This is a genomic window from Peribacillus sp. NPDC097295 (assembly GCF_044761665.1).
Taxonomy (GTDB): domain Bacteria; phylum Bacillota; class Bacilli; order Bacillales; family DSM-1321; genus Peribacillus.
Genome location: NZ_JBIWCW010000002.1, coordinates 327,715 through 348,447 on the forward strand (window position 1 = coordinate 327,715; position 20,733 = coordinate 348,447).

At 39.3% G+C, this 20,733-nt stretch carries 20 protein-coding genes, 1 pseudogene and 1 riboswitch; of the genes and pseudogenes, 20 read left to right on the top strand and 1 reads right to left on the bottom strand.

Translation table 11 applies throughout. From position 1 onward, the window contains the following. The first annotated feature begins 77 nt into the window (after positions 1-77). The 12 genes and pseudogenes from fliB (at position 78) to ACIQXN_RS04820 (ending at position 9,816) form a co-directional block, all read left to right on the top strand. Positions 78-1,295: pseudogene (gene fliB / locus ACIQXN_RS04765) on the top strand (flagellin lysine-N-methylase). Positions 1,296-1,584: 289 nt separating this feature from the next. Next, entirely contained in the window at positions 1,585-1,806 is a 222-nt protein-coding gene (locus tag ACIQXN_RS04770) for a hypothetical protein (protein ID WP_402962361.1), read from the top strand. A 370-nt stretch (positions 1,807-2,176) separates the two neighbouring features. Continuing rightward, complete coding sequence (locus ACIQXN_RS04775) at positions 2,177-2,365, top strand: hypothetical protein (RefSeq protein ID WP_402962363.1); 189 nt, start codon at positions 2,177-2,179, stop codon at positions 2,363-2,365. A 265-nt stretch (positions 2,366-2,630) separates the two neighbouring features. Further along, positions 2,631-3,107 (top strand): site-specific integrase, encoded by a 477-nt coding sequence (locus ACIQXN_RS04780; protein WP_402962365.1) that lies wholly within the window; start codon positions 2,631-2,633, stop codon positions 3,105-3,107. A gap of 225 nt (positions 3,108-3,332) precedes the next feature. After that, the gene (locus ACIQXN_RS04785) at positions 3,333-5,213 is read left to right on the top strand and encodes a hypothetical protein (protein ID WP_402962367.1); all 1,881 of its coding nucleotides are present in this window, start codon (positions 3,333-3,335) and stop codon (positions 5,211-5,213) included. A gap of 214 nt (positions 5,214-5,427) precedes the next feature. Beyond that, positions 5,428-5,790, top strand: coding sequence for a flagellar protein FlaG (flaG, locus tag ACIQXN_RS04790; protein WP_402962369.1), 363 nt, complete (start codon positions 5,428-5,430; stop codon positions 5,788-5,790). An 11-nt stretch (positions 5,791-5,801) separates the two neighbouring features. Beyond that, positions 5,802-7,295 carry a flagellar hook-associated protein 2 gene (locus tag ACIQXN_RS04795; protein WP_402962371.1) on the top strand — a complete coding sequence of 498 codons (1,494 nt, stop codon included), beginning with the start codon at positions 5,802-5,804 and terminating at the stop codon, positions 7,293-7,295. Positions 7,296-7,318: 23 nt separating this feature from the next. Beyond that, on the top strand, positions 7,319-7,720 hold the full coding sequence (gene fliS / locus ACIQXN_RS04800) for a flagellar export chaperone FliS (RefSeq protein ID WP_402962373.1): 402 nt from the start codon (positions 7,319-7,321) through the stop codon (positions 7,718-7,720). Further along, positions 7,720-8,064 (top strand): flagellar protein FliT, encoded by a 345-nt coding sequence (gene fliT, locus ACIQXN_RS04805; protein ID WP_402962375.1) that lies wholly within the window; start codon positions 7,720-7,722, stop codon positions 8,062-8,064. Before fliS ends, fliT begins: the two co-directional genes overlap by 1 nt. A 257-nt stretch (positions 8,065-8,321) precedes the next feature. Continuing rightward, positions 8,322-8,876 carry a ribosome hibernation-promoting factor, HPF/YfiA family gene (hpf, locus tag ACIQXN_RS04810; RefSeq protein ID WP_402962377.1) on the top strand — a complete coding sequence of 185 codons (555 nt, stop codon included), beginning with the start codon at positions 8,322-8,324 and terminating at the stop codon, positions 8,874-8,876. 347 nt (positions 8,877-9,223) lie between these two features. Beyond that, positions 9,224-9,421: a hypothetical protein gene (locus tag ACIQXN_RS04815; protein WP_402962379.1), complete on the top strand. Its 198-nt coding sequence runs from the start codon at positions 9,224-9,226 to the stop codon at positions 9,419-9,421. A gap of 147 nt (positions 9,422-9,568) precedes the next feature. Continuing rightward, positions 9,569-9,655: riboswitch (cyclic di-GMP riboswitch) on the top strand. 32 nt (positions 9,656-9,687) lie between these two features. Next, a complete protein-coding gene (locus ACIQXN_RS04820) occupies positions 9,688-9,816 on the top strand; it encodes an anti-repressor SinI family protein (RefSeq protein ID WP_402962381.1) in 129 nt (42 codons plus the stop codon). Positions 9,817-9,906: 90 nt separating this feature from the next. Here ACIQXN_RS04820 and ACIQXN_RS04825 read toward each other — a convergent pair whose 3' ends face one another. Beyond that, the gene (locus ACIQXN_RS04825; protein ID WP_402963335.1) at positions 9,907-10,227 is read right to left on the bottom strand and encodes a helix-turn-helix domain-containing protein; all 321 of its coding nucleotides are present in this window, start codon (positions 10,225-10,227) and stop codon (positions 9,907-9,909) included. A 418-nt stretch (positions 10,228-10,645) separates the two neighbouring features. On the opposite strand from ACIQXN_RS04825, the gene secA reads away from it, so the two are divergent. The 8 genes from secA to ACIQXN_RS04865 all read left to right on the top strand — a co-directional run bounded on the left by secA (position 10,646) and on the right by ACIQXN_RS04865 (position 20,733). After that, entirely contained in the window at positions 10,646-13,159 is a 2,514-nt protein-coding gene (secA, locus tag ACIQXN_RS04830) for a preprotein translocase subunit SecA (RefSeq protein WP_402962383.1), read from the top strand. Positions 13,160-13,328: 169 nt separating this feature from the next. Then, positions 13,329-14,427, top strand: a protein-coding gene (gene prfB, locus ACIQXN_RS04835; RefSeq protein ID WP_402962386.1) for a peptide chain release factor 2 whose coding sequence is annotated in 2 segments (ribosomal slippage) — positions 13,329-13,400 and positions 13,402-14,427 — 1,098 coding nt in all. Because the reading frame shifts where the segments join, the coding sequence is not laid out codon by codon here. A gap of 167 nt (positions 14,428-14,594) precedes the next feature. After that, on the top strand, positions 14,595-15,458 hold the full coding sequence (locus ACIQXN_RS04840) for a YitT family protein (RefSeq protein WP_402962389.1): 864 nt from the start codon (positions 14,595-14,597) through the stop codon (positions 15,456-15,458). A 50-nt stretch (positions 15,459-15,508) separates the two neighbouring features. Next, positions 15,509-15,850, top strand: a complete 342-nt coding sequence (gene cccB / locus ACIQXN_RS04845) for a cytochrome c551 (protein WP_402962391.1) — start codon at positions 15,509-15,511, stop codon at positions 15,848-15,850. A 275-nt stretch (positions 15,851-16,125) separates the two neighbouring features. Beyond that, positions 16,126-16,812 carry a cell division ATP-binding protein FtsE gene (gene ftsE, locus ACIQXN_RS04850; protein ID WP_402962395.1) on the top strand — a complete coding sequence of 229 codons (687 nt, stop codon included), beginning with the start codon at positions 16,126-16,128 and terminating at the stop codon, positions 16,810-16,812. Then, positions 16,802-17,695, top strand: a complete 894-nt coding sequence (gene ftsX, locus ACIQXN_RS04855; RefSeq protein ID WP_402962399.1) for a permease-like cell division protein FtsX — start codon at positions 16,802-16,804, stop codon at positions 17,693-17,695. Before ftsE ends, ftsX begins: the two co-directional genes overlap by 11 nt. Before the next feature lie 108 nt (positions 17,696-17,803). Beyond that, entirely contained in the window at positions 17,804-19,180 is a 1,377-nt protein-coding gene (locus ACIQXN_RS04860; RefSeq protein WP_402962404.1) for a murein hydrolase activator EnvC family protein, read from the top strand. A 128-nt stretch (positions 19,181-19,308) separates the two neighbouring features. Then, positions 19,309-20,733 (top strand): S41 family peptidase, encoded by a 1,425-nt coding sequence (locus ACIQXN_RS04865; RefSeq protein ID WP_402962409.1) that lies wholly within the window; start codon positions 19,309-19,311, stop codon positions 20,731-20,733.

Below are 20,733 nucleotides of genomic sequence, written 5' to 3' on the forward strand. Positions count from 1 at the left end.
TTCATTTGTGGGAAATCTATGTTAATCATGTATCATCAAGAGGAGGAGAGAAATGAATGACTGAAAAAACAAGGCATATGTTAATACCACAATATGTTAAGGAATTTTCATGTATTGGTTCTGCGTGTGAAGATTCATGTTGTGCAGGTTGGCGAGTAAATATAGATGAAGCAACTTATAAGAAATATAGAAAAACTCAAGATAAAGAACTAAAACCATTATTCGAAAAGAATATAAAACGAAACAGATCTAATCCTTCATCGGATAATTTTGCTAAGATTAAAATGATAGATGGAGGCAGATGCTCTTTTTTAACTGAAGAGAATTTGTGTAAGGTACAATTAAATTTGGGAGAAGAATAGTTATCAAATACTTGTACAACCTATCCTCGCTCTATAAATAGAATTAACGGAGTAGTTGAGAAATCATTAACGATGTCATGTCCCGAGGCGGCAAGATTAGCATTATTGAATCAAAATGGAATTGAATTTGATGAGACAGAAGAATTCGATAATACGCATGGTTTTATCGCAAAGGAATTAGATACTAATAATCCAAATTCAATAAATAAACCAGTAAAGTATTTCTGGGAACTTCGTATTTTTACCATTCAAGTACTGCAGGATAGAACATACTCATTGAATGAACGTCTAATTTTGCTAGGCTTATTCTTTAGAAAAGTGCAAGAAGCTTTAGATCATGGTAAATTACACTCTATACAAGACATCATTGCGCATTATGCAAAGATGATGGCAAATGGAGGAACGAAATCTGTTCTTTCTAATGACCCGACACACTTAGTAATTCAAATGGAGTTATGCAAAGAGTTGCTTGACTATCGGGTAGCGCACGGGATAGGAAGCGAAAGATACATGAAATGCTTATCAGAGACATTACAAGGGATTGAATATACGAACGAATCAAATATTGAAGAAGTTGCAGAAAAGTATAAAGAGGCTTTTGAGGAGTATTATAAGCCTTTTATGAATGAACAAGAATATATTCTTGAAAACTATTTAGTAAACTATGTCTTCAAGAATCTCTTCCCGTTTGGGAATAAAACTATTTTCGAAGATTATGTAATGCTTATCCTACATTATTCAATGATTAAACTTCATCTAATCGGTATGGCTGGTTTCCACAAGTGTCTTACAACTGAATTAGTTATTACACTAATCCAATCATTTTCTAAATCAGTTGAACATAACAATGTTTATTTGAAAAGGGCTTTTAATTTATTGAGAGATAACGGATATACAACAATGGCATATATGGCTATTTTAATTAAGAATTAAGGTCACTCTTCGAAGTTGTTGAGCATTGGGGCATGTGGATGAAGATATAGTCTAGTCATTTATGAAAGTAAATGTTCTCACGGCTGCTAAAGAAATGATAAATCAAACTAAGAATTATATTCTTTCTCAAGTAGCACAAGCTATGTGGCTCAAGCAAATCAACAATCACAACGAGTTTTACAACTTCTTCGTTAATTTTAGATTATTTGGAAGGGACTATAGTTTTACTAGGGTTCCTTTTATATATATATACTGAAAGGAATGAATGATTATTGAGAGGATTGATTGGATGTATGACGAAAAAAGAGTAGAAAATATCAGAAATTTGCTTAAAAGGGATTGGAACTTCAAAAAGGTTATCTTTCAAAAAGAAGTTGCTGGAGATTTGTACTTTACTGCATATGATAGCAAAGATACCGAAGATAGAATTAGGGTAAAACCACAATTAGGGACAGTATTTACATTGGTACAAGGGGATTGGAGACAACTTAAAGGCTATAAATTTGTTTAAAACTTTTTCTTTTCCTGGGCAGATAGGGAAAATTGAATGGGCCCCTAAAGTCCACTTTTTAGTAGTCAATGCACCGAAAGATGAGAAATGTTGAAAACAAATTCCCTGTGTCTAACAGTAATGATTGTGTATTCAGATATATATTATTATCATAGAATGTACGTTTGTTCAAAGGGCACTATGTGTTCAAGAACAAGCTTCTAGCCTCTACTTAGATTGTCGGAGTAAGGGCTATTTCTATTATTAGGAGGAGAAAAGATGAAGCATTTAGACTGGTTGCTGGAACGATGAAAAAAATACTTAACATTGAGGTCAAAAGGGAAGATGTAGGTTATTAAGCTTATGATGCTATCATGAAGAAATTGATGGTTTGCTCATCCTAACGGAACAATTGGTAAAGCTACCTGATCCATTGCTAATTGAAACCCTTTCCTTTGTGGATGTTAAGGACTATGAGTGGATAGCAGGTTTTGTATTGGATGAGAAAACGAAAAAGAAACTGTATCAAGTTTGCATTAGGAATGGGGGACAAATTGCATATGAGTTCTATGTCGATTAAGCCGCACTTACAAGCGAGATTCACGATATTTCTTTCTGCAATCTTACGACAAAACTTTTAGGACTTGTATCCCGTTTCGCAGAATGCATGAATTGCAAAGAAATGGAATGATTTCTGTATAAAAAAACTGCTGACATTATTATATAACTGTCGTGAGCGGTTAAGAAAGGAACTGAAAAAATGAATACAAAGAAAAAGTAAAAGGCTACTGGTGTAGAACTACATAAATCAATAGCCTTTTTTCACTTTTGGAGGGGAATCATTCTTGGGGATAGATGAGTTTAGTCAATGGCTATTTACAGAGGGCAAAGCAGCCAAAACAATCGAATCTTATGTGAACGATGTCAAAGGGTTCCAATCATATTTGCAAGAGAAATTGAAGGATGTTCCAGTTCTATCCCGCTTCTCATTTGTTAGGTACAAGGAACGTTTGATGAAGGAGGGCTATGCTGTTTCAACCATTAACAAAAAGGTTAATAGTCTAAAGGTTTACAACAATTTTCTAAGAACTAAAGACATCGTACATGAATCATTTATTCAGTTGAAACGGGATAGAATCAGAATTGCCGCTGGAAGTGAGGACAACGTGCAGCTACTCATGCTACTCATTTACCGCCTATTCTTCTTAAACAGTTCTTCTAAAGCAATCTCTAGAATAGGATGCATTTTGAACCCTAGCTCCACTGAAACCTTTGATAACCAATCCCTCACGGCATCACGATGCATTTTTTCCGCCCTCTGACTCACTAATAGATAGTCGCTATGGCTGAACATAGACCCAAAACGCTCTTGCTTCATGTAGTCGGCAGCACATCTTGTTCGATAAAAAACAGGTAAAAGTGCTAATGAATTCCAAATTTATACCGATGTATGAATAGAAGTAATCTATATGAAAATAGTAGGGAAGGGAGGAAAATAAGTACATAGATTTAAATATTCAAAAAATAATTAAGAGGCGGTATAAATAATGATTTTGACCAAAAGGAAATTATCCTTTAATAAAACTCTTGCACTTGGAATAGTAGTAACACTGTTTTCTTCTGTATTCTTTTTAATGGATAAAGTGGTTGAAGCGGCGACTGTAAAACCATTAACAGGTTCAATCGATTATAGTTTGTTAGATGATGATGGAAAAACATTTGTGCAATCTGATAAGGTAGTATTCCAGAATCTAACTGAATTTAAGGGAGGGATTGTTAATTATAAATCAATTTGGGGATTCGAATATAATAGTGGAGTAAATAATGGTACTGCGGCGTTAAAATCAGAACCTCTTAATCCAGGCAAATATGCCATCACTGCAAAAGTAACTAAAGATTTAAGCGTGACAAGTTTTGTAACGATTAAAGCGAGTACCAAAGCAACAAAGGTTAAAGCAATTGCTCTGCCTGACTCCGAAAGTGTCGATCCAAAGAAATCCGGAAAAATCAGTGGTCATGTTTCAAAAAATGCAAAGGTCATAATAAAAAACAAAACTACAGCATGGACTACACAAGCTAACGATAAGGGTGTTTTTAAAGCATATGTCCCTGCTAGTACCTACGATATCATTGTTGATCCAGACGGGAAAAATAAAAACACCAAATACTCGGTAAAAGTCCTAGCAGGCCAGAATAACTTTCCCTTTATGTATGTAGAGTTGGGTTCCCCGGTAGATTTAGGTTATGCGATGGAGAAAGACAAATTGGGGCTTGACTCCATTAATCCTGCTTCGAAGGAATACAAAGGAAAAGCCATTCCGAATTCAACGGTGAAAGCTTATAGTGTAGATAATGACGACAAGTATACATTGATTGGAGAAACGGTAACTAAAAAAGCAACTAAAGGTTCCACAACGGGTAACTTTTCTATTAAGTTAAAAGAAGCTCAGCCGGGGAAAAATATTAAGATTGTTGTAGAAGATGATGCTTTAAATAGCTACTCTCCTGGTATTATTAAACTTGGGACAATTGACCCTGGCTTTACAGATATGAAAAATGCAGCCGTTGGAAAAGACGTTAGCATCCCTTTTGCCGATAAATCAGGAGCATTACTTACGGCAACCTACCTAGAAGTGACATTAAAAATAAAAAATCTTGAAGATAATTACGAAAAAGCTAAAAGATTAAAGAAAATTTCAAAAGGTGCAGATGGAAAGATTTCAGGGGATTATAAGGTTGCAAGCGGGAAAATTACCATCAGTAATCAAACTATCTTGACATTCTTAAAAGAGAATCAAGAAAATTTCGAAAGTGATATAAATTTCACGATTATTGTTAAAGCTACAGGCTTTAAAGATTCAATTGTTGTTCAAGCTATTAAGGCCACTAATGCACCAGCATTAACTGCTTCAGTAGCAAAAGCCTCAATAGAGGGCACTCAATTGAAAGCATCACCAACTAAAAAAACAGAGAATAAAATTTACTATAAAGTTTCTTCAGTTTCAATAGATCCCCCTAAGTTATATTCTAAGGTGTACTTAACAAATTTACGCTCATTACCAACAAGTCCAATTGATATTACAGGTGTAGATGCAACCACCAATAAATACTTAGGTGTTTATGAATTAGACGGTGATAGAGTGGTTAAGTTCAAACAACTAACACTAACTGAAAAGAATATCAAACCGCCAACCAAAGTTATTCTTTCAAATGACTCCCTAACTGGTCTAATTGCTGGTGATGGAAAAATTTTAGGGTTAACGAATACAAAGAAATACAAGGTAGTGGTTGATAGTAAAAGTTACGGTGTGAAAGCTGACGGAACATTAGGTGTGGACATTTCCGAGACAGCACCATTATCGGTAACTGAGATTACTGGATTGATAAATGGGAAAATATATAAGGTTGAGTTAGTGGAAGAACCATAAATAATAAAATAATTAAACATTAGCAATAGAAGTATTCATTAATTAGAAGTAGCTACTTAATATTTTGGTATGGTGCAGATCCTAGATTTTAGCTAGGGTCTTTTTCAACCTAATCTGATAATCGCTAAATCTACATAACCCCATTTCAATCACTAAATATAAACCGGCAAATACCGATATAAAAAGTAAAGATATCTTATTGGGGGAAAAAGTGATGTTGGAGAGTTTATCGACGAATATTCTTTCCTCGCAACTTAGAACAGCAATTTCAGAGGGAATCAGTACGTATTATCAGAGAGAGCTCAATACAGTCGCATATTCAGAACAAAGCGTAGAGACGAATGACAAGCCAACAAAGGAAAAGGTTCAGGAGGTAACTGAGAGTCTAAATACCTTTCTAAACCCGGCACATACAGCTGTTCGGTTTGAATATCATGAAAAACTGGACGAGTATTATGTCAAGGTCGTTGATGACGTTACGAATGAAACAATTAGAGAAATTCCTCCAAAAAAGCTTCTGGACTTTTATGCGGCAATGACGGAATTTGTCGGGATAATGGTCGACGAAAAAATATAAGCGGGTGATGAATGATGGTACGTGTCAGTGGATTAGCGAGTGGAATGGATATAGATGAAATAGTGAAAAGTATGATGCAGGCAGAACGAGTGCCTTTGGATAAATTAACGCAGAAGAAACAATATTCTGAGTGGCAACGGGATGATTATCGATCGGTCAATACAGCCTTATCTGAATTGGATACACTAATACGCGATGGAGTGGGGAAACAATCTTCATTTATAAAAAAGACGGTAACAATTTCTAACCAGAATGCGATTGGCATTAAAAATATAAATTCAACTACAGATTTTGCTGGAACGATAGAAGTACAGAATTTAGCGGTTGCGGCTACTATGAAAAACCATACTTCACTTTCCCTTGATCCTAAAGCCAAGGTTTTAGCTGAAGGAGAAGCCGAAAAAGATATTTATATCCAGGCAATTGATAAAAATGGGGAACTAGGCGAGAAAAAAAAAATCACCATTGCTGCTGAAGATACTCTAGATAGCCTAATTTCTAAAATTAATTCTAATACTGAGGTTACTGCTTTCTATGATAAGCAATCCGGTCAAATGTCATTCACAGCAAAAAATACCGGCGATATTGTGAGTAATGCAGAAATCATATTAACCGGAGACTTTTTTACGGAGACTCTAAAGATGGATGCAGATAATGACAAAGCAAAAGAAAAATCAAACGGAACGAGTGGGATAAATGCGACCCTTACCTACAATGGACTAGAAATCACAAGAAGTTCGAATGTTTTCAATCTTAATGGTGCTGAATTCACTTTGAAAGATAAGACGGATGGCCCGGTCACTTTCTCTTCCAAACCTGATGTGGACACCATTTTAGATACGGTCACTCAGTTCGTGAACAAATACAATGAAATCATCAAAAAAGTCCAAGACAAGACTAGTGAAACGAAATATCGCTCGTACACGCCCCTTACAACGGAGCAAAAGAAGGCCATGACCGAGGATGAAGTGAAGCTTTGGGAGGAAAAGGCGAAGAGTGGGACGTTGAAAAATGATTCAACGCTAAAAAGTCTTCTGACGACGATGCGGTCTTCCCTTTATACGTCAGTAGACGGTGTAACAGGAAACAACAATTTAAGTAAGCTAGGGATCACCACAACTAAGAATTACTTAGAAGGTGGTAAATTAACCATTGACGAGGATAATTTGCGTAAGGCCATTTCTGAAGATCCGAATGCGATTTATAATTTGTTCATGAAAGAGGGGAATGGTGTCGATAAAAGTTCACAAGGTCTGGCACGTCGTCTGCGTACTGATATCCAATCATCCATGAAGGTGATTACAGAAAAAGCCGGTAAGGCTGGGTATGTAAATAATAATTTCACCATCGGGAAATCAATCAATGGATTGGATACAAGAATCTCCGCATTCGAGGCAAAGTTAATCAAACTTGAAACTCGTTACTATAATCAGTTCACAGCCATGGAGAAAGCGATATCGAAAGCTAATAGTCAAAGTTCCAGTTTATCGCAATATTTTAGTTAAGTAAGAAAGGAAGAATAAAAGAAATGGCCATTAATAATCCATACCAGTCCTATCAACAAAATTCAGTGAATACAGCGTCTCCGGGAGAGCTTACACTTATGCTTTATAACGGATGCCTGAAGTTCATTCTACTTGGTAAAAAAGCCATTGAAGCGGGTAAAATCGAAGAGAAGAATATGAATCTCATAAAGGCGCAAAACATCATTCATGAATTGATGGTGACCTTGAACATGGATGTTGCTGTCTCGAAAGATTTGATGAGCCTCTATGATTATATGAACCGACGCCTGATTGACGCGAATTTGAAGAATGACATTGTTGCTCTAGAAGAAGTCGAAGGTCTTGTTACCGACTTCCGTAACACGTGGAAAGAAGCGATTCAGTTGAACCGTCAAAAACAATTCGTCCAAAGTGGTCAAGTCTGATGATGCTTCAACATTTTCATGATGTAACTAGAGAACTGCTAACCGTATTGCAAGACAAGAAGATTGTCGAACGCGATGACCGAATCACTAGAATAACAGAGTTGCTTGAGCGGCGTGAAGAGTTCCTTTCGCACATCAAGCCGCCTTTTTCTGATGAAGAGCTCCAACTGGGGCGTCAATCCATGCTTCTGAATCAGCAGGTCGATCAATTGTTGGTGCTCCAAAAGCAAGAGATACAGCGAGATATAAAGGAACTGAATCAGAAGAAGAAATCTTCGAATAAATATACGAATCCTTACGAGAACCTTGCCACTGATGGCATGTTCTATGATAAAAAGAATTAATCCGTTACCCTAACCGTTTGAATTTCAAACGGTTTTTGTGTATATTTTTTTCTAAAAATTATGTAAATTGCGATGGCTAATTTTTTCATTATTGGGGAGTGTTTGTTATAATAGAACTAAGGTAGACATCAACCTTTTTCAAACCTTCCGACAATTGTTTCATAATTTCGACATATTTCATGATGTGTTTCTAAAGGAGACCGGAGGGGTATTGTAGAATCTAACTGTATAGTCTTAATTTAAGGAGGACTCACTTTATGAATTACAACGTACGCGGTGAAAACATTGAGGTAACTCCAGCAATTCGAGAATACGTCGAAAAGAAAATTGGCAAGTTAGAAAGATATTTTAACAATACGCCAGATGCAAATGTGCTAGTGAATTTGAAAGTGAACAACAATACGTCTAAGGTCGAAGTGACGATTCCCATGCAGAATTTGGTTCTTCGCGCTGAAGAGGAAAATGCGGACATGTATGCCGCAATTGATTTGATTAATGACAAGCTTGAACGCCAAATTCGTAAACATAAAACGAAGGTCAATCGTAAATTCCGCAATAACTTATCAAATACTCCAGAGGCATTCGCTTTTGCTACAGAACTAGATGAAGTGGATGAATTCGAGGATGACAGTGATATTGAAGTGGTCCGTAACAAGCGCTTTGATTTGAAGCCGATGGACAGTGAAGAGGCGATTCTGCAAATGAATATGCTTGGTCACAGCTTTTTCGTCTACACGAATGCGGATACTAATACAACCAATGTCGTGTATCGCCGTAAAGATGGACGATACGGATTAATAGAACCAAGTTAATTGAATAGTAGAATTAACCAAGCGCCGCCCACATTTCTGGGCGGTGCTTTTTAGTGTATCTATCTTTTTTCTATTTATCAATATCAGTATAGGTATAAGGTTACATAGTTAATTACCAAAAGCGAAACTAAATCAATGAATCAGCCCTTGTCATCCTAGGTGTTCTCAATAAAATAATAGGCAAAGTAAATATAGCTTATTTTCTTAATAATGAACATTTATTGTTCTTTTTCAAGAAAAATAGCATTTTGTACCCATTTCTCTACTCCCTTAATTTGTCATATAATTGGCTTATAGGTTCTTTAAAACGAACGGTTATTAAATTTAGGTGCAGAGGGGATGGAAGGTTGTTTCGGAAAAATTGCCATACATGTAATAGGGCTTCGTTTAGTAGTTCGGAAAGTGGTAACTGGCTTTGTCCGACCTGCGGCGAAGATTTGACCGTGCTAAAAGCCTTTGATGCGTTATCGATGGAGCGGATTAATATGTCTCATCGCCTGAATGAAAAGAGCAAGGTCTTTTATTTTATAAATAAACGAACTTGATATTACTATGCACTTAATTTTCTAAATATTGTTACTATTTGTCGATAAAAATTTCATTATTTTAGTTAGGTGGCGACATAAACTAGCAACATATGTAGGGTGTATTCCCTATAATAAGATTGTAAACCATGTATTTAGTAATATTTATCCTGACAAAGGCAAACTTATCGAAAGGTGGGGGCGCAAAGGCACAGGTCTAAGGCTGTAAGTGGCTATGATGGCTGGTCTGCCTGAAATACAAGGTAGTATTTTAGGAGGTTAATAAAATGATTACAGCTGAAATGGATCAAGAGTGGATGACGTTGATTTTAGAGGCAAAAAGCTTGGGATTGACGAAAGAGGAGATTCGTGATTATTTTGCGCAGGAATCATTGAAGGAGAATCACGAAAAATGAAAAAGATGTGGAAAGCATCCCCATAAACAGTAAAGGATCATCGCTGTTTATGGGGATGCTTTTGTTCTGCTTAAATAGATTGGTATTATGCTATTCGTTATTCTTTTTCCATTTGTTAAATTCAATGAATTCTCGGAATTGTTGTTTTGAAACGCCTGAATGCATGGCATCTTCAACGATTTTTATCCAGTCGGTATCCAGGATTTCCTTGTTGGGGGCATCGTAAAGAAGGGCATCAACAGGAACATGAAGCACTGCAGAAATCTTTTCCAGAAATTGAATGGAAGGATTCGTTTGTAAGTTCCGTTCGAGCGAACTTAAGTAAGACTTGGCTACGCCGGCTTTTTCGGCTAGTTCAGTCATCGACATTTTCTTTTCTTCCCGCAGCTTTTTAACACGCTCACCGATCATCATTACCACCTCGAAACTAGTTCTATTTATCCCGCAGAATGAGCTTTTCTAACCCACTTACCATGTCTTCTATTACCAGGTTTATTGGCTAAAGGCATCAATTGTCTATTAAAGAATCTACTAAATTAGTAGTTGAGATATATAGCCTTTTATAAAGACTAGCAGTGTAAACATGGGTTCTTACACTATGTATTTTAAATCTTCCCTCTATTTTAACAGTTTTTGCCCTGTTTTATCCATTGTTTTTCGCAAGAAGTGATTTCTGACCCATAAGGGATTGAGTGACATGAAGTTGTACCTCAAGAATAGAAGTGGTAAAATTAACACTAGACTATCATCGGCAGAAGGTGTGTTCCTTCTTACTTATATGAATGAACGATATTGAATGATCATTTTCCCAATAGAGGAGCGTTAATGAATGCTTAATATATTAAATAAAGTTTTTGATCCGAATAAGCGAGAACTTAAGCGGTTAGAGAAAGTGGCAGATCAGGTAGAAGCGCTGGCGGATGAAATGGCTGGGTTGTCGGACGAGAAGCTGGCTGCCAAAACGGAAGAGTTCAAGACACGTTATCAAAACGGGGAAACCGTGGATGATTTGTTGGTGGAGGCTTTTGCGGTTGTACGTGAAGGAGCAAAACGGGCCCTTGGCATGTATCCATTCCGCGTTCAAATCATGGGTGGTGCGTCCCTTCATGATGGTAATATATCTGAAATGAAAACAGGTGAAGGTAAAACGTTGACTTCAACCCTGCCTGTTTATTTAAATGCGATTACTGGTAAAGGCGTACATGTCGTGACCGTCAATGAATACCTGGCGCAACGTGATGCGAATGAAATGGGCGTTTTATACAATTTCCTCGGGTTGTCTGTCGGCTTGAATTTGAACAGTCATTCTAAAGAAGAGAAACAAGAAGCGTACAATGCGGATATTACGTATAGCACGAATAATGAATTAGGTTTCGATTACTTGCGTGACAATATGGTGTTATATAAAGAACAAATGGTACAGCGACCTTTGCATTATGCGGTCATCGATGAAGTCGATTCTATCTTGGTCGATGAAGCGAGAACGCCATTGATCATTTCGGGTGCGGCACAAAAATCAGCCCAGCTCTATATCCAGGCGAATGCGTTCGTACGTACCCTGAAAAAAGATACGGATTACACATATGATGAGAAAACGAAAGGCGTTCAGTTGACTGAAGAAGGCATGAACAGGGCGGAAAGAGCGTTCAATATCGATAATTTATTCGATATCACGCATGTGACCTTGAACCATCATATCAATCAGGCATTGAAAGCACATGTTGCCATGCACCTGGATGTGGATTATGTGGTCCAAGACGGTGAGATTGTCATCGTTGACCAGTTTACGGGCCGTTTAATGAAAGGTCGCCGTTACAGTGAAGGTCTTCATCAGGCCATTGAAGCAAAAGAAGGGCTTGAAATTCAGAATGAAAGCATGACCCTTGCGACGATCACCTTCCAGAACTACTTCAGGATGTATGAAAAGCTGTCTGGTATGACGGGGACGGCTAAGACGGAAGAAGAGGAATTCCGTAACATCTATAATATGAATGTTATCGCGATTCCTACTAACCGGGATATCGTCCGGGATGACCGCCCAGATCTTATTTATGCGTCAATGGACGGGAAATTCAAAGCAGTCGTGGAAGATATTGCGGAGCGTCATGAAAAAGGACAGCCAGTACTAGTTGGTACAGTCGCCATTGAGACTTCGGAAATCATCTCCAATTATTTAACGAAAAAAGGCATTCCTCATAACGTGTTGAATGCGAAGAACCATGAGCGTGAAGCAGAAATCATCTTGAATGCGGGGAATAAAGGCGCGGTTACGATCGCTACGAATATGGCCGGACGTGGTACGGATATCAAGCTAGGCGAAGGTGTCAAAGAAGTGGGCGGACTTGCTGTCATCGGTACGGAGCGTCATGAAAGTCGCCGAATCGATAACCAGCTTCGTGGTCGTTCCGGACGTCAAGGAGATCCAGGGGTCACTCAGTTCTATCTTTCCATGGAAGATGAATTGATGCGTCGCTTTGGTTCGGATAATATGAAGAGCATGATGGCGCGTCTTGGCATGGATGATTCCCAGCCTATTCAAAGCAAAATGGTGTCAAGAGCCGTTGAATCCGCTCAGAAACGGGTAGAAGGCAATAACTTCGATTCTCGTAAACAATTGCTGCAGTATGATGATGTTCTTCGTCAGCAACGTGAAATCATCTACAAACAGCGTTTCGATGTAATGGAAAGTGAAAACTTACGTGAAATTGTCGAAACGATGATCACGGCATCCATCCAGCGTAATGTCGCAGCTTTTGCTCCTATGGGCGATGAAGAGGGCTGGAATCTACAAGGGCTTGTCGATTACTTGAACGGTAATCTGTTCCAAGAAGGTGAGATCACCATCGCCGATTTGGAAGGCAAAGATGAATCGGAATTGGTTGAGTTCGTTTTAGGAAAAGTCAAAGATAATTATGACCAAAAAGAAGCTGAGCTTGCTGAAGACCAAATGCGTGAGTTTGAAAAAGTTATCGTACTTCGTGCGGTGGACAGCAAGTGGATGGACCATATCGATGCGATGGAGCAATTGCGTCAAGGGATTCACTTACGTGCATATGGTCAAATCGATCCTCTTCGTGAATACCAATCTGAAGGATTTACGATGTTTGAAAGCATGATTGCTTCGATGGAAGATGAAGTCACTAAGTACATCATGAAAGCTGAAATCCGCAACAACTTGGAGCGGAAGGAAGTCATAAAAGGACAAGCGGTTAATCCGAAAGAAAATGAAGGCGGCAAAGTGAAGAAGGCACCGGCTCGTAAGTCGGAAGATGTCGGGCGAAATGCATTATGTCCATGTGGCAGCGGGAAAAAATATAAGAATTGTCATGGCAACTTAGCCTGACATTAGGTGTATAATGGAGGAGAGACGGATAAGTTATAAGAACTTACCGCCTCTTTTCATGTTCCGTTTACGTAAAGTGGATGGTTGTATATAGTTTTCAAGAAGTATATTGGCAGTGAAACATATCCCGTTTCGGGATTTTTTTAACATACTAATGAGGTGAATAGAAATGGAAATGGCAGAAATCAGAAACGAATTAGAAAGAACAGCGCAACGATTAACGGACTTTAGGGGGTCTCTTTGACTTAGATGAAAAAGAGGCACGCATAGCAGAACTGGAAAATGAGATGACACACCCTGACTTTTGGAATGATCAGCAGACAGCTCAAGGGGTCATCAATGAAACGAATGCATTAAAAGAACAAGTTGACCAATTGTCTGAGTTGAATGCTTCGTATGAAAATCTGGATTTGACGTATGAGTTGGTTAAAGAAGAAAATGACGAAGACCTTATGACCGAGTTGGTGGAAGAGATCACGGTTCTTTCACAAAAGATGAATGACTTTGAACTACAACTTTTACTAAGCGAAGAGTATGATTCGAAAAATGCGATTTTGGAACTGCATCCTGGTGCAGGCGGAACGGAGTCTCAAGATTGGGGTTCCATGTTGCTTCGCATGTACACTAGATGGGGCGAAAAACGCGGATTCAAGGTGGAAACCCTTGATTATCTTCCGGGTGATGAGGCAGGAATCAAGAGTGTAACGCTACTATTCAAAGGTCATAACGCATATGGCTATTTGAAAGCGGAAAAAGGCGTTCATCGTCTTGTCCGGATTTCTCCTTTCGATTCATCAGGTCGCCGACATACTTCGTTTGTATCATGTGAAGTCATGCCGGAATTCGATGAAACGATCAATATAGAAATCCGCACGGAAGATTTGAAAATCGATACGTACCGGGCAAGTGGAGCCGGCGGACAGCATATTAACACGACTGACTCAGCTGTTCGGATTACCCATTTACCTACGAATACGGTCGTAACGTGTCAAAATGAGAGATCGCAAATCAAAAATAAGGCCCAAGCGATGAATATGCTGAAAGCTAAATTATATCAACGTGAAATTGAACAACAGCAAGCCGATTTGGATGAAATCCGTGGCGAACAAAAGGAAATTGGCTGGGGAAGCCAAATCCGTTCGTACGTCTTCCATCCTTATTCCATGGTGAAGGATCACCGTACAAGTGCGGAGACCGGAAACCTTGGATCAGTGATGGATGGGGATATCGATATGTTCATCGATGCTTACTTACGTTCTAAATTATAAGATGTACCAATCGAACCGGATTTTATTCGGTTCGTTTTTTTGCATCCTTTTCTTCCATTAATCCTTTACCACGTCATCTGGCTGTTATTTACAGGGAATGAATGGGGATGCTATACTACTTTCGGTTAAGACTAACTTAAAAGAAGGATTATGAGGAGACAACAAGAATGAGAAAGAGATATCGGGAGCCAAAGCACCCTTTGATACGAATTTTGACGGAGTATGGATTGGTGTTGGTAGGCTCTGCCATCATTGCACTTGGATTTAATGTATTTTTACTACCGAACCAGGTTGCTTCAGGCGGGGTCAGCGGGATCAGTACAATCCTGGACGCGACGCTAGGATGGGAACCAGCTTATGTTCAGTGGGCTTTTAATATCCCTTTATTTATTGCCGGGCTTATTGTCCTTGGAAGGAATTTTGGCGCAAAAACGTTTATCGGTACATTGTTTCTGCCTTTTGTCGTTTACCTGACAAAGGATTGGGAAGCATGGACGAACGATGCTTTACTCGGTTCGCTATGCGGCGGTATCATGGTCGGTCTTGGATTGGGTATTGTTTTTCGCGGGAAGGCATCCACAGGGGGAACCGATCTAGCGGCTCAGATCGTACATAAGTATACGAATTTGTCCTTGGGTACGTGTGTTGCCGTCATGGATGGATTAATCGTGCTAAGTGCAGCCATTGTTTTTGATATTGAAAAAGGGCTGTATGCTTTGATTGGTTTATATGTGACGAGCAAGACAATCAACCTTGTCCAAGTTGGATTGAACCGTTCCAAGATGGCATTAATTATCACGGTTAATGAACCTGAGGTGAGGGATGCTATTATACATGAACTGGACCGTGGTGTAACCCGGATTTCAGGACATGGTGGTTATACGGATGATTCCCGTCCGATTTTAATGTGTGTCATCGATCAGTCGGAATTCACCAAATTGAAACAATTGGTTAAACTCGTTGACCCTAAAGCATTCGTGATTGTAATGGACGCATCAGAAGTATTAGGGGAGGGTTTTAAACTCGATTGAAATTGGTATAATGTTTCTGTACTGGTAGACTTAAGAAGGGGGCATGTGCATTGAAAAAGAAATGGTTAGCTTTACTATTAGGTACGTCTCTTGCACTTACAGCTTGCGGGGGCAATGACGATAATAACGCAGATAAAGAGCCGGCAGAGAATAACGAAACGACCACTGCTGGTGCTGGTGACGCAGCAAAGATTTATGAAAACAAATGTTCAAGCTGTCATGCTGTGAATCTTGAAGGCGGCGTAGGTCCGAATATAACGGAAGTCGGTTCTCGTTTGTCGAAAGATGAAATTGAAGAAATCATCCTGAAGGGTCAAGGTGGAATGCCAAAAGGGATCATCCTTGGCGATGAAGCATCAAAAGTAGCCGAGTGGCTTTCAGAACACAAGTAAAAATCCACTGAAACGTCCTTCTTTAGGCTGGGCGTTTCATCTATCCTCCTCCGAATATCCTCAGTTATTTCCATTAAAATCCTTGTTACTAGATAGAAAGTCTTTATCACCCTCAATGAAATGAAACTGTAATATTTTTATTCTTAATTTGACAAACTTTGATGTTATAATGTTCCTGTGCTTAAAACGAAATGATTCCTGTCGTTATTTAAAAAATGCTGTCGAAAAAAACGCTTTTAATAGATAAGTTAACAAGCAAATTAGGTGGTTTTAGAATGATAGAGATGATAGATGTCAAAAAGACTTATCCGAATGGCGTCATTGCCATCAACGGATTAAATGTAAAAATACAACCAGGCGAATTTGTATATGTAGTGGGTCCCAGTGGAGCCGGCAAATCGACCTTCATCAAAATGATGTATCGGGAAGAAAAGCCGACAAGTGGAAATATCTTGGTTAATGGTGTTAGCCTTCCAAAAATCCGCAATTCGAAAGTTCCTCTATTTCGCCGTAATATCGGAATGGTATTCCAAGATTTCAAACTCCTTCAAACTTTCACAGTCTATGAAAATGTAGCATTTGCAATGGAAGTTATTGAAAAAGAACCTGAAGTCATTAAAAAGAGAGTCATGGAAGTGCTTGATTTAGTAGGGATCAAACATAAAGCAAGAATGCGCCCTGAAGAGTTATCAGGTGGGGAACAACAGAGGGTTGCGATTGCCCGTTCGATTGTCAATGACCCTAAGGTGGTCATTGCCGATGAACCTACAGGGAACCTGGATCCTGAAACATCGTGGGAAATCATGAGTATTTTTGAAGAAATAAACAAGCGCGGAACGACGCTCATCATGGCTACACATAATAAAGATATCGTTAATAACTTTAAACGACGTGTAATTGCCATCGAGGGTGGAAAAATAGTTCGCGATGAACATAGAGGTGAATACGGATATGAAATTTAGAACACTCGTCCGTCACTTCCGTGAAAGCTTTAAAAGCATTGGACGTAATGGTTGGATGACGTTTGCATCAGTAAGTGCTGTAACGGTCACGCTAACATTGGTTGGCGTATTTTTAGTGATCATGATGAATTTGAATCATATCGCAGGTAATGTCGAAAACGATGTCGAAATTCGTGCACATATAGATAATGCAGCGGATAAAGCTGATATGCAATCTATCAGCAAGCAAATCATGGCAATTGGTGGAATTGATAGTGTCATTTTCTCCCCTAAGGATGAAGAGCTCACCAATTTAATCGATGATTTAGGTGATAATGGAGATGCCTTTAAGCCATTTGAACAAGACAACCCTTTGCGGGATGTTTATATCATCAAGACGAAAACACCTCAAGATGTTATTAAGGTAGCTAACAAAATTGAAGACATCGAGTATATTCAAAGCGTTAAATATGGACAAGGCTATGTCGAGAATTTATTCAGCTTTGTCAAAATTGCTAGGAATATAGGAATTGTTCTTATTTTAGGATTGCTATTCACAGCAATGTTCCTAATTTCGAATACTATTAAAATTACGATTGTCGCTAGGAAAAAAGAAATCGAGATCATGAGATTGGTGGGAGCAACAAACAACTTCATTCGTTGGCCATTCTTCTTAGAGGGCCTCTGGTTGGGAGTCCTTGGATCTGTTGTACCAATCGCTCTGATTTCAGTACTCTACTACAATCTGTTCAATTATATATCACCACAAATTACGTTTAAATTCGTTGACTTTTTACCGGCAAGCCCATTCATGTACCAAGTGTCGGCGATTCTTATCATCATGGGTGCCGTAATCGGAATCTGGGGAAGCTTAATGTCCGTCAGAAAATTCCTAAAAGCGTAAACGTACAAACTGACAATTCTTTTACACTCGAAATAGAAGATGTTCATTCAAAATAGAGAGACGTTGCAAAGCACGAGTTGTGACGGGATTGAAAGGGGAAATAGAACGTTGAAAAAAAATATTATCGCGATGAACGCGACAATCATGATCGGCTTGGGGAGCATTTTGGCTGCTCCTTCAGCTTTTGCTGAATCCATTTCGGACTTAGAACAAAAGAAGGCTTCTATTCAGGAGAAACGTTCCGGCGTTGAAGCGGACATTTCCACTACTTCGGAAAAAATCAATAATTTGCAGAATAAACAATTGACGGCAGAGGAACAAATCGCTGCCATTGATGCGGAAATTGCAGCGTCCACAAAGAAAATCGACGCGAAAAATGCTGAAATTGCTCAAACAAAAGAGGAAATTGAAGCATTGAAAGCAGAGATTAAAGTATTGCAAGATCGTATCGCTAAACGTAACGATGTTCTGAAGGAACGTGCCCTATCCTTCCAGGAGTCCGGCGGGGATTTAAACTATGTTGAAGTATTGTTCGGTTCATCTAGTTTCAGCGATTTAATTGACCGTGTAGGGGCTGTGGCAGCCATTGCCGAAGCCGATCGCGAGATTTTAAAACAGCATGAACTGGATAAAAAAGAGCTGGAAGAAAAGCGTAAATCCGTTGAAACGAAGCTTGCTAGTTTAGAAGTGGCTAAAGCGGAACTGTTACAAATCAAAAAACAGCAAAAACAGCAGAAAGAACAAAAAGCTGCGTTAGTTAAGAAATTAAAGAAACAGACTAAAAAAGAAGAAGAAAACAAAATGGGCTTAGAGGAAGAAAAAGCGAACCTTGCTGCTCAAGAAACAGCAATCAAGTCTGCTATCGACTTAGAGAAAAATCGTTTGGCTGAATTAGAAGCAGCTCGTAAAAAAGCAGCCGCTGAAGCGAAAAAACGTGCAGAACAAGAAGCGGCAGCACAAGCAGCTCAGGCAGCACAAGCGAAGAAACAGCAGTCTTCTTCCAATTCCAACTCTAGTTCAAGTCAAAGTTCTTCATCACCATCATCACAAGCTCCAGCCAGTGTAAGTTCTGCGCCAGCTGTATCGTCAGGAACATTTACAAGACCAAGTGCGGGTTATGTTTCTTCGACAATGGGTGAACGCTGGAATAAACAACATGCCGGCATTGATATAGCCGCAAGCGGTACCGTTCCTGTTGTTGCTGCTGCAGACGGAGTTGTAAGCCGTTCGTATCTATCATCTACATATGGCAATGTCGTTTTTGTTACCCATAATATAAGTGGACAAACTTGGACAACGGTTTATGCACATTTAAGTTCAAGACAAGCTAGCAATGGTGCAGTCGTTGCCAAAGGTCAACAAATTGGCATCATGGGAAATACTGGACATTCTTATGGACAGCATTTACACTTCGAGCTTCACAAAGGAACTTGGAATTACGGCAAGTCTAATGCTGTTAATCCATTAGACTACATACCTAATTAATATCCCATATATGAACAGTAAAACAGACTAGATCACGTTCTAGTCTGTTTTTTGCTATGTTCAAAAGCATATTTACCCGAAGCGGCTCATATAGTGAAATACATATCGAGGTAGAAAAGGGGATAAATATGGTCAAAAAATGGGTAGTTCCTCTAGCAATCATTATGTCATTAGTAATTGGGGCGGCAGGGGGCATATATTGGACAAGCTCTCAAGGTAAGAACGGGACGAAACAGGAAAAAAAAGAGGTCATAGAAGATCAGGAATGGGCAAAAGTGGAACAAGCTTATGGATTGATCGTGAATCAGTATGTCGAACAGGTGGACGGCTCACAGTTAATCGAAGGTGCCATCCAAGGCATGCTGAGCACATTGAAGGATCCTTACTCGGTCTATATGGACAAGGAGACCGCCAAGCAATTCAATGAAACCCTGGATTCCTCTTTTGAAGGAATCGGTACGGAAATCGGGATGGATGATGGAAAGGTCATCATTGTCTCTCCCTACAAGGACTCCCCGGCTGAGAAGGCTGGATTGAAGCCGAAGGATCAAATCCTTAAGGTGAATGGTGAAAGTGTCGAAGGGTTGGATCTGTATGAAACACGATTAAAGATACGGGGGAAGAAGGGTTCTGCAGTCAAGATGGAGATAAAGCGTACTGGCGTTTCTAATCCGCTTGAATTCAATATGGTTCGTGCTGAAATTCCCTTGGACACGGTTTTTTCTTCGACCAAGGAAGTAGCTGGAGAAGATATCGGATACATTGAGTTAACCACATTCTCGGAAAATACCGCAGCCGATTTTAAAAAGCAGCTGAAAGAACTTGAGAAAGAAGGGATTGAAGGGCTGGTGATTGACGTCCGAGGCAATCCAGGCGGTCTCCTTTCTAGTGTGGAAACAATTCTAGGAGAGTTCATTACAAAAGACAAACCATACTTGAAAATAGCCGAAAGAACGGGTGAGACACAATCCTTTTTTACCGATTTGAAGAAAAAGAAGGACTATCCCATTGCCGTCCTGACGGATAAAGGCAGTGCCTCTGCTTCGGAGATCCTTGCCGGTGCCATGGAGGAAGCCGGGGGATACCCTCTGATCGGCGAGAAGACATTTGGCAAAGGGACAGTGCAACAGGCAGTCCCGATGGGTGATGGAAGCAATATTAAGCTTACGCTGTATAAGTGGCTGACACCTTCTGGCAACTGGATTCATAAAAAGGGGATTGAGCCGACGATTGAAGTGAAGCAACCGGTCTACTTCAATGCACATCAGCTAACAATTGAAAATGTATTGAAGCGGGATATGACGGACGATCAAATTCAATATGCCCAAACGATCCTGAAAGGCATTGGCTTTGAAACAGGGCGTGAGGATGGCTATTATGATTGGAATACCGAGATTGCGGTTAAGGCCTTTCAAAAGCAGTATGGGATGAAAGCGACCGGTAGATTGGACGCGAAAACAGCAGCACGGCTAGAAACCGTTATTCTGGAAAAAATTCAAGATGAAGAGAATGATATTCAGCTACGCACGGCATTGAATTATTTGGTCAAATAG